General features: G+C 72.0%; 13 protein-coding genes, 1 tRNA gene and 1 riboswitch. Of the genes, 8 read left to right on the forward strand and 6 right to left on the reverse strand.

Translation table 11 applies throughout. The annotated features are described in order from the left end of the window. The first annotated feature begins 73 nt into the window (after positions 1–73). On the forward strand, positions 74–1,486 hold the full coding sequence (locus CRP30_RS19285; protein WP_235003555.1) for an acyl-CoA carboxylase subunit beta: 1,413 nt from the start codon (positions 74–76) through the stop codon (positions 1,484–1,486). Positions 1,487–1,669: 183 nt separating this feature from the next. On the opposite strand, the gene CRP30_RS19290 is transcribed toward CRP30_RS19285, so the two are convergent. Both CRP30_RS19290 and CRP30_RS19295 read right to left on the reverse strand, forming a co-directional pair. Then, the gene (locus tag CRP30_RS19290) at positions 1,670–2,170 is read right to left on the reverse strand and encodes a DUF3145 domain-containing protein (protein ID WP_097185615.1); all 501 of its coding nucleotides are present in this window, start codon (positions 2,168–2,170) and stop codon (positions 1,670–1,672) included. Positions 2,171–2,547: 377 nt separating this feature from the next. Continuing rightward, positions 2,548–3,612, reverse strand: coding sequence for a GGDEF domain-containing protein (locus CRP30_RS19295; RefSeq protein WP_159961808.1), 1,065 nt, complete (start codon positions 3,610–3,612; stop codon positions 2,548–2,550). Between the two features lie 221 nt (positions 3,613–3,833). Here CRP30_RS19295 and CRP30_RS19300 point away from each other — a divergent pair, with 221 nt between their 5' ends. Next, entirely contained in the window at positions 3,834–4,727 is an 894-nt protein-coding gene (locus CRP30_RS19300; RefSeq protein ID WP_097185617.1) for a maleylpyruvate isomerase N-terminal domain-containing protein, read from the forward strand. Positions 4,728–4,739: 12 nt separating this feature from the next. On the opposite strand, the gene CRP30_RS19305 is transcribed toward CRP30_RS19300, so the two are convergent. Both CRP30_RS19305 and CRP30_RS19310 read right to left on the reverse strand, forming a co-directional pair. Then, positions 4,740–5,399, reverse strand: coding sequence for a TVP38/TMEM64 family protein (locus tag CRP30_RS19305; RefSeq protein WP_235003556.1), 660 nt, complete (start codon positions 5,397–5,399; stop codon positions 4,740–4,742). A gap of 31 nt (positions 5,400–5,430) precedes the next feature. Beyond that, entirely contained in the window at positions 5,431–6,660 is a 1,230-nt protein-coding gene (locus tag CRP30_RS19310; RefSeq protein WP_235003557.1) for a M23 family metallopeptidase, read from the reverse strand. Positions 6,661–6,671: 11 nt separating this feature from the next. After that, positions 6,672–6,818, reverse strand: a riboswitch (cyclic di-AMP (ydaO/yuaA leader). Between the two features lie 174 nt (positions 6,819–6,992). Between CRP30_RS19310 and CRP30_RS19315 the strand changes: the two genes are divergently transcribed. Together CRP30_RS19315 and CRP30_RS19320 are read left to right on the forward strand one after the other, a co-directional pair. Beyond that, a tRNA-Ile gene (locus tag CRP30_RS19315) sits at positions 6,993–7,069 on the forward strand. After that, entirely contained in the window at positions 7,042–7,221 is a 180-nt protein-coding gene (locus CRP30_RS19320; protein WP_097185619.1) for a hypothetical protein, read from the forward strand. The genes CRP30_RS19315 and CRP30_RS19320 overlap by 28 nt, the downstream gene beginning before the upstream one ends. A 112-nt stretch (positions 7,222–7,333) precedes the next feature. Here the strand turns inward: CRP30_RS19320 and CRP30_RS22350 are convergent, their stop codons facing one another. After that, positions 7,334–7,801 carry a hypothetical protein gene (locus tag CRP30_RS22350; RefSeq protein WP_143278504.1) on the reverse strand — a complete coding sequence of 156 codons (468 nt, stop codon included), beginning with the start codon at positions 7,799–7,801 and terminating at the stop codon, positions 7,334–7,336. Positions 7,802–8,093: 292 nt separating this feature from the next. Here CRP30_RS22350 and CRP30_RS22355 point away from each other — a divergent pair, with 292 nt between their 5' ends. Continuing rightward, entirely contained in the window at positions 8,094–8,597 is a 504-nt protein-coding gene (locus CRP30_RS22355) for a GyrI-like domain-containing protein (protein WP_159961810.1), read from the forward strand. 312 nt (positions 8,598–8,909) lie between these two features. Here CRP30_RS22355 and CRP30_RS19330 read toward each other — a convergent pair whose 3' ends face one another. Continuing rightward, positions 8,910–11,066, reverse strand: a complete 2,157-nt coding sequence (locus tag CRP30_RS19330) for an acyltransferase family protein (RefSeq protein ID WP_097185621.1) — start codon at positions 11,064–11,066, stop codon at positions 8,910–8,912. Positions 11,067–11,451: 385 nt separating this feature from the next. Between CRP30_RS19330 and CRP30_RS19335 the strand changes: the two genes are divergently transcribed. The 3 genes from CRP30_RS19335 (at position 11,452) to CRP30_RS19345 (ending at position 15,131) form a co-directional block, all read left to right on the forward strand. Then, entirely contained in the window at positions 11,452–13,422 is a 1,971-nt protein-coding gene (locus tag CRP30_RS19335) for a family 43 glycosylhydrolase (RefSeq protein WP_097185622.1), read from the forward strand. Between the two features lie 171 nt (positions 13,423–13,593). After that, the gene (locus CRP30_RS19340) at positions 13,594–14,643 is read left to right on the forward strand and encodes a hypothetical protein (protein ID WP_097185623.1); all 1,050 of its coding nucleotides are present in this window, start codon (positions 13,594–13,596) and stop codon (positions 14,641–14,643) included. 71 nt (positions 14,644–14,714) lie between these two features. Continuing rightward, positions 14,715–15,131 (forward strand): PaaI family thioesterase, encoded by a 417-nt coding sequence (locus tag CRP30_RS19345; RefSeq protein ID WP_097185624.1) that lies wholly within the window; start codon positions 14,715–14,717, stop codon positions 15,129–15,131. Positions 15,132–15,182 lie beyond the last annotated feature (51 nt).

Below are 15,182 nucleotides of genomic sequence, written 5' to 3' on the forward strand. Positions count from 1 at the left end.
ACCACGCTGCCCCCCGCCACTCGCGAGCTCGCGGCGGGCCCCTGCAGCGGGGCCACGAGACCCGGAGGTACCCGTGACAACGGTCCAAGCCGCCCCCGTCCTACCGACCCCCGACCCGCGCGATCCCGAGGACCGCCTCCAGCGGTTCTTCGACGCGGGATCCATGCAGCAGCTCGCCGCGCGGGACGCCTCCGGCGTCCTGGCAGCCCGCGGCACGGTCGACGGCAGCCCGGTGGTGGCCTTCTGCACGGACGCGACCGTGATGGGTGGCGCCATGGGGGTCGACGGCTGCCGGCACATCGTCGACGCCATCGACACCGCGCTGCGCGAGCGGGTCCCGTCGGTGGGGATCTGGCACTCCGGCGGCGCCCGGCTGGCCGAGGGCGTCACGGCCCTGCACGCCGTCGGCGAGGTGTTCGCGGCGATGGTCCGGGCGTCGGGCCGGATCCCGCAGATCTCGATCGTCCTGGGGGCGGCCGCCGGTGGCGCCGCCTACGGCCCGGCGCTGACCGACCTGGTGATCATGGGCCCGGCCGGCCGCGTGTTCGTCACCGGTCCCGACGTCGTCCGCTCCGTGACCGGCGAGGTCGTCGACCAGGAGCAGCTGGGGGGCCCCGACACCCACGGCCGGCGCAGCGGCGTGGTCCACGTCGTCACCGACTCCGAGCCGGCGGCCCTGGAGACGGGCCGCATGGCGGTGGACCTGCTCGCCGCGCAGGGGGCGTTCGCCCCCGCGGAGAACGAGGAGGACGTCGACCTCAGCGCACTGCTGCCCGAGCAGAAGCAGCGCGCCTACGACGTGAAGCCGCTGATCGCGAACCTGCTCGACGGCTCGGGGCTGGAGATGCACCCGCGCTTCGCCCCGAACGTGGTGACCACCCTCGGACGGCTGGCCGGCCGGACGGTGGGCGTCGTGGCCAACAACCCGATCCGCCTCGGCGGCTGCCTGGACTCCGCCTCGGCGGAGAAGGCCGCCCGCTTCGTGCGGATGTGCGACGCGTTCGGGGTGCCGCTGGTCGTGCTGGTCGACGTGCCGGGCTACCTGCCCGGAGTGGGCCAGGAGTGGGACGGCGTCGTGCGGCGCGGGGCCAAGCTGCTGCACGCCTTCGCCGAGGCCGTGGTGCCGCGGGTGACGCTGGTGACCCGGAAGTCCTTCGGCGGCGCGTACATCGCGATGAACGCCCGGTCGCTGGGAGCCACCGCGGTGTTCGCCTGGCCGGGCGCCGAGGTCGCCGTCATGGGCGCCAAGGCCGCCGTCGGCATCCTGCACCGCAAGAAGCTGGCCGCCGTCCCGCCCGGCGAGCGGGAGACGCTGCACGCACAGCTGGCCGAGGAGCACGAGCGGATCGCCGGCGGTGTGAACCGGGCGCTGCAGATCGGCGTCGTCGACGAGGTGGTGGAGCCGAGCCAGACCAAGCGGCGACTCGTCGCCGCGCTGGCGGCGGCGCCCCCCGGGCGAGGGGCGCACGGCAACATCCCGCTCTGAAGAAGGACCCCGTGCCCCCCACCGCTCGCACGCTCGCGGCGGGACCCTGCACGGGGCCGCTCCAGTACGTCACGACAGAGAAGGCCGCCCGGACGCCGCTTCCCCGACGGCGTCCGGACGACCTGGCGTCCAGGCTACGACGACTTCCCGGCTTCGACCGAGGTGTCGTAGCGGACTCGTTACCTAGACGACCTGGTGCAGCCAGGTGACCGGGCTGCCGTCGCCGGCGTGCCGGTAGACCTCCAGGTCGGAGTCCCAGGCGGCGCCCAGGAGCTCGTCGACGCCGTGGCGGAAGGCCTCGGCGGACGACGCGGTGGCGGCCAGCTGCCGCAGCTGCTGCTCGCTGATCATGATGTCGCCGTTGGCGCTCGTGGGCGCACGGAAGACGCCGTGACCGGGCACGTAGGACATGCGCTCGCCGTCGTTGCCGTGGCTCGCTTCCTCGGTGACCTCGAAGCGCAGCATCGGCCACGCCCGCAGGGCAGCGACCAGCCGGGCACCGGTACCGGGCGAACCGGTCCAGGCGACCTCAGCACGGTAGGAACCGTGCGCCGCGGGCTGCTCAGCCCACGACAGGGAGACCGGCGCGCCGACGACGCGTTCCAGCGCCCACTCGACATGCTGGCAGAGCGCCTTCGGGCACGCGTGCACGAAGACGACACCCTGGGTAGACCGTCGCTGCACGAGGCACCTCCATCGACTCGATTGGTCTCGTCTTCCCCTACGGACCATTCGATTCGGTGACGCGCTGTATTCGGCAATGACGGAGCAGGGCTCCTGGGAACAGTTTGCACGATGGAGGGGTGATCGCGCCAGCCCGGTTGGTACGGATGGTGCGAATGTGACGGAAGGTCACCGCTGTTCCGACTTATCCCTGGTCAGGTGCCATTACCACGCGTCCCGCGACACGTCCACCCCACCTGGCGCGTTGTCCGAGGACCCGCCCGGGGTCCTGCACCAGTGCCTGCACGGCACTGTCCGGCCGTGTGAGCAAGACCGCGCGACTGATCACGCAGGGTAGCCGCGACCCGCCGGCCGAGGGACGTCGACGCGCCAGGCCCTCAGGAGGCGAGGCTGGTCACCCGGTCGCCCCCGGCGCCCTTCGACCGGTACATGGCGGCGTCCGCGCGGTGCATGAGGTCCTCGACGTCGTCCCCGGGCTCCACCTCGGCGACGCCGACGCTGGCCGTGACCCCGGCCGCGCCGCCCGCCTGGGCGACGGCCGCGCGGAGGCGCTCGGCGAGCACCTCACCGGACGTGCCCGTGGAGGCATCGGCCAGGACGGCGAACTCGTCGCCGCCCAGCCGGGCGACGGTGTCGGTCTCCCGGACCGCCGCGCCGAGCGCGATGCCGACGGCCTTGAGCATGGCGTCGCCGGCCGCGTGCCCGCCGGCGTCGTTGACGGCCTTGAAGCCGTCCAGGTCGACGAGGCAGACGACGCTCTGGTGCCCCCAGGCGGCGTCGGTCACCGCTCTCGTGACCCGGTCCATGAAGGCGCGCCGGTTGGGGATCCCGGTGAGCGGGTCGGTGGCGGCCAGCGTCTCCTGCGTGCGGACCAGCAGGACCTGCCGGTCGTAGGCGGCCCACGAGTTGGCCGAGGCCAGCGCGCAGATCATCGTGATCGAGCCGAGCAGGGTGAGGAAGAACAGCCCCGAGGTGCTCACGCCGGGCAGTTCGACGAACACGAAGTAGCTCGCGATCATGACCGAGCCCATGGCCACCACGCCGTACGGCGAGTAGGCGACCGCCATGTAGGTCAGGGTCACGAACAGCAGCCCGTCGAGCGGGCTGGCGGAACCGCCGTCCAGCCGGGTCCCGATGATGACCACCACGGTGGTGGCGATGCTCCACAGGTAGAACAGGGTCGGCCCGCGCGAGTCACGCATCATCGCCCGCAGCGGCAGCAGCAGGAGCCCGGGGACGGCGAGGATCACCGCGCCGGCGAGCGCCAGGATCACCGGGTGCTGGCGCCCGGGGGTGTCGGTGAGGAACACGTAGCCGACCGTCGACCAGGCGGCGATCTCGGTCAGCCACACCCCGTTGCGCACGTGGCGCACCCAGTAGGCGGCCCGGTCGTCGTCCTCGGCCAGCGGGCGGTAGAGGCCGGCGCGCAGCGCGGCAGCCATGGCGCCCATTCGGCCCGGCCGGGGAACGGCAGGCGCGTTGGCGGCCCGGCGGTCCCCAGGCAGTCGATCGGTCACGGTCCAGCGATCGACCGTCCCGTGCCTGTCCTTGACACCCGACTCACCCCTCGGAGGGAGGCAGCGTTTCCCGTGGAGTGGCGCGTGCCACGTCCGTGCCGGTCGACGGGACGCCTGACCGCACGCCGTCGGGGTAGGTCGGCGGTGTGGGACGACACCAGGGCATGGCCGACGCCGGGCGGGACGCGGTCGCGGGCAGGGTGCTGAGCGCCTGGGACGCGTTCATCGAGCGCGCGGAGTCGGTCGACCTCGGCCGGCCCTCCCGGCTCAGTGGCTGGCGCGCGCAGGAGATCTGCGTGCACCTCGGCTGCTGGGACGACCACACCCCCATGGCCGACCTCGTCGCCTCGGCCCGCGCGGGCGGCACGGGCGCCGTCCCGGACGTCGACGCGACGAACGCCCGGGTCATCGCCGCACACCGCGATGCCTCCCGCGACGAGGTGCTGGCCGGCCTGCACCGCAACCGCGAGGCCACGGCCCGGTACCTCGCGGACGAGCCGCAGGAGCTGGACACCGCGCCGACGGTCTCCGTGGTCGGCCGCATCCCGCTGCTGAGCGTCGTCCTCGGCCAGGCCTACGAGCTCGCCGTCCACGGCCTCGACCTGGTCTCCTGCGGGGCCGCTCCCCCGCCACCAGAGGTCCTGCAGTCCGGGCTGGCCGCGCTGACCGACGTCACCGGCGGGCTCGCGGCGTCGATGTCCATCGACGGCGAGGTCACCCTCGCCACACCCGACGGCGGTTGGACCTTCGTGTCCGCAAGCGGTGGGTGGACGGTGCAGCAGGTGGCGGCGGGGCGGATCGACGGCCCCGCCGTGGAGGGGCCGGCGGACCTGCTCCTGGAGGCGGCCTCCGGCCGGATCAACCCGGTGCCGGCGGTGGCCCGGCGGAAGCTCAAGGTGCACGACGTCGGCGGTCTGCTCCAGCTGGCCCCGATCGTGCAGGCCGTGCCCGGCATCCCGGGCGGGCCCATCCTGCAGCTCGCGGCGCGCACCGTCGGCGGCGCGGGCGGCATGCTCGGCCGGCTCTTCCGGAAGGGCTAGATGTCCTGACAGCTAGGAGCCGGAGGGGAGACGCCGGCGTCGCACGACCAGGATTCCGAGCAGGAACAGCCCCAGTGCTGCGGCGACCAGCGGGGCGGCCGTGGCGGTGGTCGATCCGGCCAGCACACCGGCCGACGCCCCGATGCCGACCTGGACGAGGGTCCCGGGCACCAGCCCGATCGCCGTCGCCAGCGCGTAGGGCCACAGCCGCACCGCGGTCACCCCGGCGCCGTAGCTGAGCAGGACGAAGGGGACGACGGGCAGCAGCCGGCCACCCAGGACGGCCCAGAACCCACGGTCGGCCATGAGCCGGTCCACGGCCTCCAACCGGTGACCGAGCACTCGGGTGACCGCCTCCCGGCCGAGGAGCCGAGCCAGCCCGAAGGCGGCCAGACCTGCCAGCATCCCGCCGGCCAGCGCCACGGCGGTGCCGGGGCCGAAGCCGGCGACGACCCCGACCAGCACCGATACCGCCGACCGCGGGACCGGCGCCATCAGGACCAGCGCCACGCCCAGCGCCAGCCCCACCCAGGCCACTCCCCCGGCGCCGTCGAGCCAGGTCCGCACCGTGGGCACGCCCGGGAGGTCGACGGTCAGGGCGAGGACCAGACCGGCGACGAGCAGCACGCCCAGCACGGCCGCACGCACCCATGCCCGCGCCGCCCCCGTCACCGGCCCATCCTCGCCGAGCCGTGGGATCGGGTCAGCAGCCCCCGCCGAGCGAGATGCCGCGGGCGCTCAGCCACGGCACCGGGTTGCCGCGGTTGGCGTAGAGCCCGCCGGTGTGCACCTCGAAGTGCAGGTGCGGACCGGTGGACTGCCCGCGGTTGCCGACCTCGGCGATCTGCTGGCCGCCCTGCACCACCTGGCCGGCCGAGACGAACATCTGGTTGACGTGCCCGTAGAGGGTGATCGAGCCGTCCCCGTGCTGAACGGCGACGGCCAGGCCGAAGCCGCTGGCGGCACCGGCCGAGAGGACGACGCCGTCCTCGGGTGTGTAGACCGGCGTCCCGATGGGGGCCGCGATGTCGATCCCGGCGTGCAGGGTCCCCCAGCGGGAGCCGTAGCAGGAGGTGACCCGTCCGGTGGTCGGGGCGACGGCGCCACCGGCGGCGGCAGTCACCGTCGGGGCCGTCGTGGCCGCCTGCTGGGCCGCCCACGTGGCCTCGGCGTCCCGCTCGCCCTGGAGCCTCAGCAGCTTGATCTCCGCATCGCGCAGCTGCGCGTCCAGCGCCGCCTTCTCGGCGGCGACCGCGTCGTACGTCCCCTGCGCGGTGGCCAGCTGTTCGTTCGCGGCGGCCTCCTTCTCCGCCGCGGTGCGTGCGAGCTGATCGCGCTCCTGCACGGCGGTGCGGGCGGCACGGTCGGCCCGGGCCACCTGCGCCTCGGCCGTCTCGAGCTGCTCGAGCACCGCGGTGCGCTCCTCGCCCAGTTGCTCCAGGGTGGCCGCCTGCTGCAGGACCTCGGTCGGGCTGTCCGCGTCGAGCAGGATGGCGACGTCGCCGAACGTGTCACCTCCGCCCATGTAGGCCTCGCGGCCGATCGCCGAGACCTCGTCCTCGGTGTCCTCGACGGCGCCGCGCGCCTCGGCGAGGCGGGTCGCGGTGGCGGTCGCCTCCGCCTGGGCGGCGGCCAGGGCGGCCTGCGCGGCGAGGGCCTCCCCGCTCGCGGCCTCGGCCTCCAGGGTCATCCGCTGGAGGGTCTGCTCGGCCTCGGTGACACGGGCGCCGATCGCGGCGACCTCCGCGGCGACGGCGTCGTGCGTGGAGCGTGCGTCGGAGACGCCGTCCCCGGGCGCGGCGTGCGCGGGCGACGTGGCCAGGAGCGCAGCGGTCAGGGCGCCGGCGACGAGCGTGGCTCGCCGGAGGGGCCGGGGACGGCGCTGGAGGAGCGGCTGGGCATGGGTCGGAACGGTGTGGTGCTGGGTCGCCAAAGCGACGCTTCTCCTGTCTTCGCGTCCGCCTACCGAGTTAGCTGACGGGTTCGGGTCGAAGTCGCCCTACGCACCCGCGTCCGGTGAACGCGGGCGTGATTCACCCCAGTACTGCGGTGGTTCCCCGGTCCGCGCGGCCGTTCAGGCCGACGCAGTTCGGCGGGGCCCGTCCGATGCCCTCTGGGTTCGAGGGGCGGTTGTCGTGCGGGCCGCGAACCAACGTACGTGGGGCCGGAGCGGATGTCACGGCGAGGTAACGAGGCGCAGGTCAGCCCCCTGCGGTCCCCACGGGCGAGGCCGCCGGGGCCCGATCTGGCAGGCTGTCCGGCGTCGGGGCGGTAGCTCAGCCGGTCAGAGCATGGGACTCATAATCCCTGGGTCGTGGGTTCGAGCCCCACCCGCCCCACCACCAGGCAAATACACGGGTACTGGATCCCGCACAGCGCGGTCCTGCTGGTCGTGGCGCCCCTCCGGCCGCTGGCGCGGGTGCTCTGCTCCAGCACGGACCAGCCGGTCCTGATCGACGCCCTACACCGGTTCTCGCCGCGCTGGACGGGCTGACCGGGTCTGACGGTTCGACCTGATGACGACCGTCTGCCACCCAGCTCCGGGCGGGTGAGTGCGTCGTTCGCCGCCGTCGCCAAGCACGCCTTGCCCGGGAGCCGGCGGCGGCTCAGGCGGCGGGCCGATCCGGCAGCTCGACGCAGTCCCAGTGCGTCTCCTCTCCAGGCGGGTGGTCGATCACCCCGGCTGGCCGGCCTTGGCCGGGGCGCGGTTCGCATTGCGGTCGCAGGTTCCGGGCGCGCAGCTGGCGGGTGAAGCTGGAGTACACGCGGTCGTAGCTGAGCGCAGTGACCTCGTCGAACGGGGTCATGGCCCACACATGCGGATCCTCGGACAGCCGGGCTCGGCAGTAGTCGATGAACGGGGCGAACAGGTCCGGTCCGGCCGGGGCGCTGACTCCGGCCTGGCGGCCGGTCAGGTAGGCACGGATCGTCCTGCGGTCTTGGCTCAGGTGTCTGGTGATCGCCGAGATCGTCCAGCCTGGCGACGAAGCGCGTGCACGCGTCGATGTCGTCCTCCCGTGTGAGCATGAGAGGCAGGGTTCCTTCGAGGTGGTGCTGTGGTCAGAGATCGCCATCCTCGGAGGAGCCCCCGTCTCTGGCGGAGTCCACGGGTGGGGACTTTCAGCAAGCTGGTCTAAGGACTCTCGGCCGAGCGCCGTCAGACGAGCGCCCCTGCGCGGGGCTCGGGCTGGAAACCAGCGAAGCATGGCCGATCTGGCACTGGCATAAGCCAGCCAGGACCGCCATCGTTATCGCAGGCGGCGATTCGCTCTTTCGTTCAAGGGCGGTGCGCCGCACAACGGATTGGGTCGCTCACCCATCCGATCCCACTCTGCGGCGGAGAATACGAGAAGGGAACGTCGAACGGTGACGTTAGAAGTCCTACAGCTGACTGCACAGCCCATCGTCAGCATCAGAGGAATCATCAAGGTTCCCGACCTCGAGGTAGCAATGGATGACCGCGTTCCCGCTCTGCGCGAGTACGTGACACGCCACCAGACACGGCCGACAGGCCCGACCTTTGTGCGCTACCACATGTTCCCCAGCATCGGGCCGAACGATGACGTGGCGGACCTCGAGGCCGATGTTGAACAAGGATTTCCGGTCATGGCAGCCTTACCTGACGAAGGCCCGATAAGAGCCGCCGAACTACCCCACGGTCGTGCAGTGACCGCAAATTATATTGGTGTCCCGAAAGGGCTAGGTGCAGCGTATGCAAGTATCTCCGCTTGGATGCAGGAGAACAATCAGCAGCCGTCTGGTCCGGCGTGGGAGATCTACCACTTCATCGATTTCGACCAGTTCACCAAGCACGCCAGTCTCCCTGACCCAGCAACATGGCACCATCAAATTGTGCAGCCGATCACATGAGCAACGCGGCCTGTCGCGCCTCAGTGCGGCAGGCCGTGTTGCTCAGCGTCGCCTTGGGCGGATTTCAGGGGTGCGTCGTCGCACTACCGGCTGATTGAAGCAATTGGCGCGCTGCCCTACCCGAAGGGGCCCCTCCGGACGGCAAGTGTGCGGGCCGGCAGTCCGGCACGGTCCGCGGTCGTACGACGGGAGAGTCGCCCGGAAGGCGGGCTCTGGGACACCGTCACGAGGACGGCTGCACGTGGAGGCGTCAGACGGTTTGGCCGAGAAATTCTCTTTGGCGAGCCCGGCTGTGTCGCTTGCTGCCCTCGCTCACCGGCTCATTGCCCTCGTGAGGTGCGCGTCCAGGACGGGCACGAGCCAGCTGGCGTAGCCGACGGTGACGTGGTTGTCGTCGCGGTAGACGAGCTGGTCGCCGACGATGACCGGGCAGCGCGCGGTCGTGCAGAAGAGGTCGGTCAGACGGGCGTAGTGACCGCCGCCGGCTGCGGTCGCCCGCTCCTCCTCGGCGATGCCGGCGTCGTTCACCGCGACGGCGCGCTCGGGGCTGCAGGCGGTGGCCGAGTCTAGGTGTTGGGAGAGGCACGTCGGAACGAAGGAGTGCGGATCCGGAACTGGACCCAGCACGAGGACGGCGGCGCCGGTGGAGCGCAACTCCCTGACGAGGCGCGTCAGGCTGTCGAGCCACTGCGGGCTGTAGACAGTGAACCCGTAGTCGGGGCCGTACCGGCGGGACATGCTGACGACGATGAGGGACGGTCGTTCGCTCCGCAGCCGCTCGAGGATCTGGCCCCGCCACTGCGCGCACTCGGTGTACGTCCGGCCCAGATAGGGGCTGGTGATAGGCAGGTCCTGCAGTGGGCAGGTCACCTTTCCCATGGTCTCCAGCCGCCACTGGCGCTGGGCGGCGATCCGCTCCAGGGCCGGAGACCACATCGCGGCGTGCGAGTCCCCGACCAGCGCCACCCTGGTCGCGGATGTGGTGGCCCCGTAGGCGCACTCGTCCTGGCCCACGTACAGCCACGACCGCACGCAGCCGTTGATGAACACCTCAGGTTTCTCTGCGAAGGTATCGGCGAGCGGAGGAGTCAGGTTGGAGGGCACGGCCTGGATGTCGGCAGACGCGGCGACCGCGGACCGGACCTGGTCGGTCATCGCCTTCAGTGCCGCCTCCGCAGGGTCCTGGGATGGAGGCGCCGGCGTGGCCGAATCCGGCTGCGCCGCCTGCGACTCAATCTCCGGAGCCCGCGCCGCCGCCCCGCGCCCCACCGGTACCGGAACGACGGCCAGCAGAACCAGCGACGCGGCAACGCCAGATGCGGTGAGGCCACCGCCCAGTAGGAGGCTGCGGCCACCGGAGCCGCGCAGGTTCGCCGCCGAGCGGATCGGGTTCTCCACGGCCACGAGCGTGAGCATCGCCAGGACCCCTGCCACCGCGGCTGCCAGCAGGCGCGCGGCGAGGTCCAGGGAGTGGCCGACGATCACCGGCGTCAGCAGCAGCACCGGCCAGTGCCAGAGGTACCAGGAGTACGACAGGCGTCCGACCAGGCGCATCGGCGGAGTAGAAAGCGGCGCGCCCACTCCCGACGTCGGCCGCGCGCAGCCACCGATCACCACAAGCGCCGCGCCCAGGACCGGCAACAGCGCGGCGACGCCGGGGTAGGGAGTGGATTGGTCCAATCGCACGCAGGCCAGCACGATGAGCGCGAGCCCGGCCCACCCCATGAGACCCGCTGACAGCGGCGGCAGTCGGCGCCACCACGCAACGCTGAAGGCCACCATCCCACCCACCGCCAGCTGCCATGCGCGCGCCGGAAGCGAGAAGAACGCCCACGGTGGAAGGTCGGTCGTCCACCGGAGCGAAAGCGCGAAGGAGGCTGCCGCGATTACCCCCAGGACCAGCAGCGGTGGAAGCATCGACCTGCCGGGGGCCGACCGCCCACGGTCGTGGGCGCGGGTGAGCCACGAGATGAGTCCCATGGTGGCGATCACCACCCACGGCCAGAACAGGTAGAACTGCTCCTCCACGCCGAGAGACCAATAGTGCTGGACCGGCGAGGGCGGAACGTCCGCGGCGAGGTAATCGGTGCCCTGGACGGCGAGCCGGTAGTTGCCGACATACAGCCCGGCGGCCACGGCGTCGCCCAGAACAGACCGCGCCTGCAGCGGGGGCAACAGCCAGGACGCCGCCACCGCGGTCGTGACCAGGACCAGAACACCTGCCGGCAGAAGGCGGCGGGCACGGGCGCCGTAGAACCGGCCCAGCCGAACCCTTCCGGTCCTCTCCGTCTCCCGCCACAGCAGACCGGTTATCAGGAACCCCGAGATGACGAAGAAGACGTCGACGCCCACGAAGCCGCCTGCGAAGCCGGGCACCTCCGCGTGAAACAGCACCACCGCCAGCACGGCGACGGCGCGCAGCCCCTCGATGTCGGGACGGAACCGGGAGGCCCGCCCGCGGTCCTCCATCCGACAGAGGCTAGACACACCACTGGCACTACGCTGCCGGTGTCCCTAATGGGGCTGCATCCGGTCGTTTCTGGAGCAGGATCGGGTGTCCGAGCCGCCGGCGGGTGAGCACTCTGTGTCCCGGGCCCGATGGTCGAGGCCCACATTCAGACCGTGGCACGCACATCCGCGTCGGTGAGCGCCCCGGAGTGCATCTAGCCAGGGTGACCGACACGACGATCGGGTCGGGCTCGCAACTCAGCCGACGCGGCCGAACCGCAGCAGCCCGCCCCACCCGCACGCTGGGGCTGAGCCTGGGCGGGATGGGACCGTGCCTGTTACGTTCCTGAAACTCCCAGAAGGGGAGGCCTCCCACCCGACTTTCCGGCGGCGCTGAGGAGCCCGAATGGCGCGACGGTCCGCCCGCAGTTCCCTCACGCGATCAGCTCTTCTGATCGCCTTCGTCGTGACGGTGGGGCTGGTGGTTCCGACCACGACCGCGGCGGCCGCGCCCGGCCGGGGTGGGGCGAATCCCGGCTCCTACGAGAACCCTCTGCTCCCGGTCGTCCCCGAGGGCGGCCTCGTCGAGAGCTGCGCCGACCCGACCGTGATCAGTGCCCCGGATCCGGCAACGGGGCAGATCACCTGGCACATGTACTGCACCACCGACCCGTTGAACGACGCGGACGTCGACGCCGACGGTGATCCGATCTTCCACCGGATCCCGATGATGACCTCGACGGACCTGGTCGACTGGACCTACGTCGGCGACGCGTTCCCGCAGGGCACCGCCGGGTTGCCCGACTGGGCCGACGACGACGCGGCCCTCTGGGCACCCGAGGTCGTCCACTCCACCACCTACGACCAGTACTACCTGTTCTTCGGTGTCACCGACACGACCGCCGCGATCAGCGGCGTCGAGGGCTGCGACAGCGACAACGCGATCGGCGTTGCCGTGAGCGATGGCCCGACCGGCCCGTGGACGTTCTCCGACCAGCCCGTCGTGGACCCGCGCCCCGGCGCCGGCGGCGGGTGCGACTTCCTCTGGACGTACGACCCGGACGTGCTCGGCGACTCGGTCGGGAACAGCAGCACCCTCTACTACGGCAGCTACTACGGCGGCGTGCACGGCACCACCCTGGCGCTCACCGAGGACGGCGCCGAGGCGACGGGCGCGCCGGTCATGGTCGCCATCGACAACAAGTACGAGGGCGCCAACGTCGTCGAGAAGGACGGCTACTACTACATCTTCTTGTCGGCCACGAACTGCTGCAACGGAGCACTGACCGGCTATGCCGTCTTCGTCGGTCGCTCCGAGAGCCCGCTCGGGCCGTTCGTCGACCAGTACGGCAACAGCCTCACCGACGCGCAGGCAGGCGGCACACCGTTCCTCTACGGCAACGGCAACCAGTGGACCGGCACCGGACACAACACCGTGTTCCAGGACGCGAACGGCGACTGGTGGACGATCTACCACGCGGTCGACCAGAACGACCCGTTCTTCGCGTTCGAGCCCGGGTTCACGAAGCGGCCCGCCCTGCTCGACGCGATCGACTGGGTCGACGGCTGGCCGACCGTCAACGGCGGCAGCGGCCCATCGACCGGCACGATGCCGGCACCGGCCGCCCAGGAGGGCCAGGTCTCCCGCCACCGGACGCGTCTCGCCGACACCCAGGCACCGCACAAGCTGCTGGCGGAGCATTCCGACGAGTTCGACGGCGAGACGCTCGACGGCGGCTGGACGTGGGACCGCGGGGAGAACGCTCCTGCCACCGAGCCGGACCACACGCTGGACAACGGCGTGCTCACCGTCGACGTCCAGCACGGTGACACGAACGTCACCGATGACGCGTGGGTCCTGACCCGCGACGCGCCGCGTGGCGACTACGTGGCCGAGACGCGGGTGCGCACCGACATTCCGGACGAGGGCTGCTGCTTCAACTTCTCGCAGGCCGGCATCGGGATCTACGGCGACATGGACCACTACGTGAAGCTCACCAACACCTCGATCTTCAATACGCGGCAGACCGAGTGGGCCAAGGAGATCGGTGCCAAACAGGCGGGAGAGGGCTGGTCGCGCTACGGGAACTCCGTCATCGGCCCGCCGTCGGAGGAGTGGACGTATCTGCGCGTCGTGGTCGAGAGGCTCTCCGGTGCCGCGCGCGCCGCAGCCGGCGGTGACACGCACGGGTACACCGGGTACACCAGCCAGGACGGCGTGAACTGGGCGCGTGGCCAGACCTGGACTCACACGCTGGGCGACGACCAGCAGATCGCGCTCTTCTCCCAGGGGACGACCGACCAGAACCAGCAGTTCACGGCGGAGTTCGACTACGTGCGGGTGTCCACCCTGAAGGTGAGGCCCACCAGGAGGTAGCTCCTCCAGGCCTCTCGTCCCTGTCCTGTCGCCCGGCCCGGCCTGCTCCCGGATGACCCTCCCGGTGTCCGGAAGGACAACGGCGTCCGAACAGTGCCGCGAACCGTGGACGCACGCGCACATCCGGATCAGGCTGGTCCGTGACGTCGGTCCGAGCGCGAGGGGACGTGCATGCCGAAGCAGCAGGGACGGCCCTCCCCCGGGCGCTCGTTCTACCTCCTCTCCACCTCCTGCGGCACGCTCGCGGTCGCCGCGGTCGTCTCTGCGGTGTATCCGGCGCCCGGCGCCGCGCCCCGTCCCAGCGCCGACCGTGCCCCGGCCGTCCAGTGGGACGAGTACTGGGAGGACGTCGACGAATCGGCGCCCCTCGGCGGCGGGCCGCTCGAGATCCCGACGATCGGCGAGGTCCCCGACGACTACGACGAGCGGTACGCCGCGCTGGACGCCGCCCGCGGGGCCGAGGACGCGAGCGAGGACGCCGGCGACGACTGGGCGCTGCCCCCGATGGACTACTACATCCCGGGTCATTCGGACTGGGCCGAGCTCCCGGAGGAGGACGCACCGCCGGAGCCGGTGAATCCCGAGCCGGTGATTCCCGAGCCGTTCACTCCGGCTGTCCCTGCCGCACCCGAACCACCCGCTCCGACCGACACCCCGCCGCCCCCGGTCGAGCCGCCGCCCCCGCCGCCCCCGGTCGGCCCGCCGCCCCCGCCGCCGGTCACGACGCCGACCGTCCCGACGACGCCCGTGATCCCGCCCCCGCCGGACGAGCCGGCTCCGCCCGCTCCCCCGGTCCCCGAGCCGCCCGCCGACCGGGTGCTGGCTCTCGGCGAGCGCTACGACCTCCTCGCCCCCGACGGGACGCTCCTCTTCTCCCTCACGCTGGTCCGGGTGGAGGACGACGTGACCTGTACGGCCCCGGACAGCGTTCCCCCGGAGAACGGGCACCTCGTCGGGTTGCACCTCGAGATCGCCGCGGCGCCGGAGTCCACACCCCCCGTCCCGAACCCTGCGGACTTCGGTTTCCTGGATGGCGACGCCCGCACCGACGATGTCGACACCGACAGCGCGGCCGCCTGCCTCGTCGAGCCCGAACTGCCGCCGTCCGCCGAGGAGGGCCGGCCGGCCGCGCAGACGATCGTCGTCGACGTCCCGGCCCTGACCGGCACCCTCGTCTACCGGCCGGAGGACTGGCCGACGGGCCTGCGCTGGCGCCTCTGACCGACCGGCGCCGCGCTCCGGGCGCTCCCGTGCGAGGCTCGCGGGATCCCCCGACGAGAGGTGGCCGTCCCGTGCCCTCCGACAGCGTCCTGGCCGCCCGCGTGCAGGCAGTGCTCGACATCCCGCTGCACCGCTTCCTCGGGATGGAACTGCGGGACCCGGCCGAACCGTCGGCCGGCATCTGGTTCCCGGTGGCCCCGGCGACACAGAACCAGGCGGCGGTCCTGCACGGCGGCGTCGTCTACACCCTCATGGACGTCGCGTCCTTCCTGGCGCTGCTCCCCTCGCTCTCCGACGCCGAGCACGCGGTCACCCACGACCTCACCGTGTCGCTGCTCCGGCCGGTCGCCGCGGACGCCCGGGTGGACATCACCGGCACCGTGCTGCGCCGCGGCCGCGCGGTCGCCTTCATGCGCGCCGAGGCGACCGTCGACGGGCAGGTCGTCGCCGCCGCGCAGGTGACGAAGAGCGTCGTCCGCGTCGGCTGATCCGGGGCCGACCTCGCCCCATGGCCGCCGGCCGCGCGGTCTGCCGCGGAA

This window comes from Blastococcus haudaquaticus (assembly GCF_900230285.1).
GTDB classification, from domain to species: Bacteria; Actinomycetota; Actinomycetes; order Mycobacteriales; family Geodermatophilaceae; genus Blastococcus_B; species Blastococcus_B haudaquaticus.

Bases quoted from the DNA above. Each gene is read 5' to 3' on its own strand.
- CRP30_RS19340 (WP_097185623.1), top strand. From the start codon at position 13,594: ATGCCGAAGCAGCAGGGACGGCCCTCCCCCGGGCGCTCGTTCTACCTC.
- CRP30_RS19330 (WP_097185621.1), bottom strand. From the start codon at position 11,066: ATGGAGGACCGCGGGCGGGCCTCCCGGTTCCGTCCCGACATCGAGGGG.
- CRP30_RS19295 (WP_159961808.1), bottom strand. From the start codon at position 3,612: ATGGCTGCCGCGCTGCGCGCCGGCCTCTACCGCCCGCTGGCCGAGGAC.
- CRP30_RS19335 (WP_097185622.1), top strand. From the start codon at position 11,452: ATGGCGCGACGGTCCGCCCGCAGTTCCCTCACGCGATCAGCTCTTCTG.
- CRP30_RS22350 (WP_143278504.1), bottom strand. From the start codon at position 7,801: ATGGCGATCTCTGACCACAGCACCACCTCGAAGGAACCCTGCCTCTCA.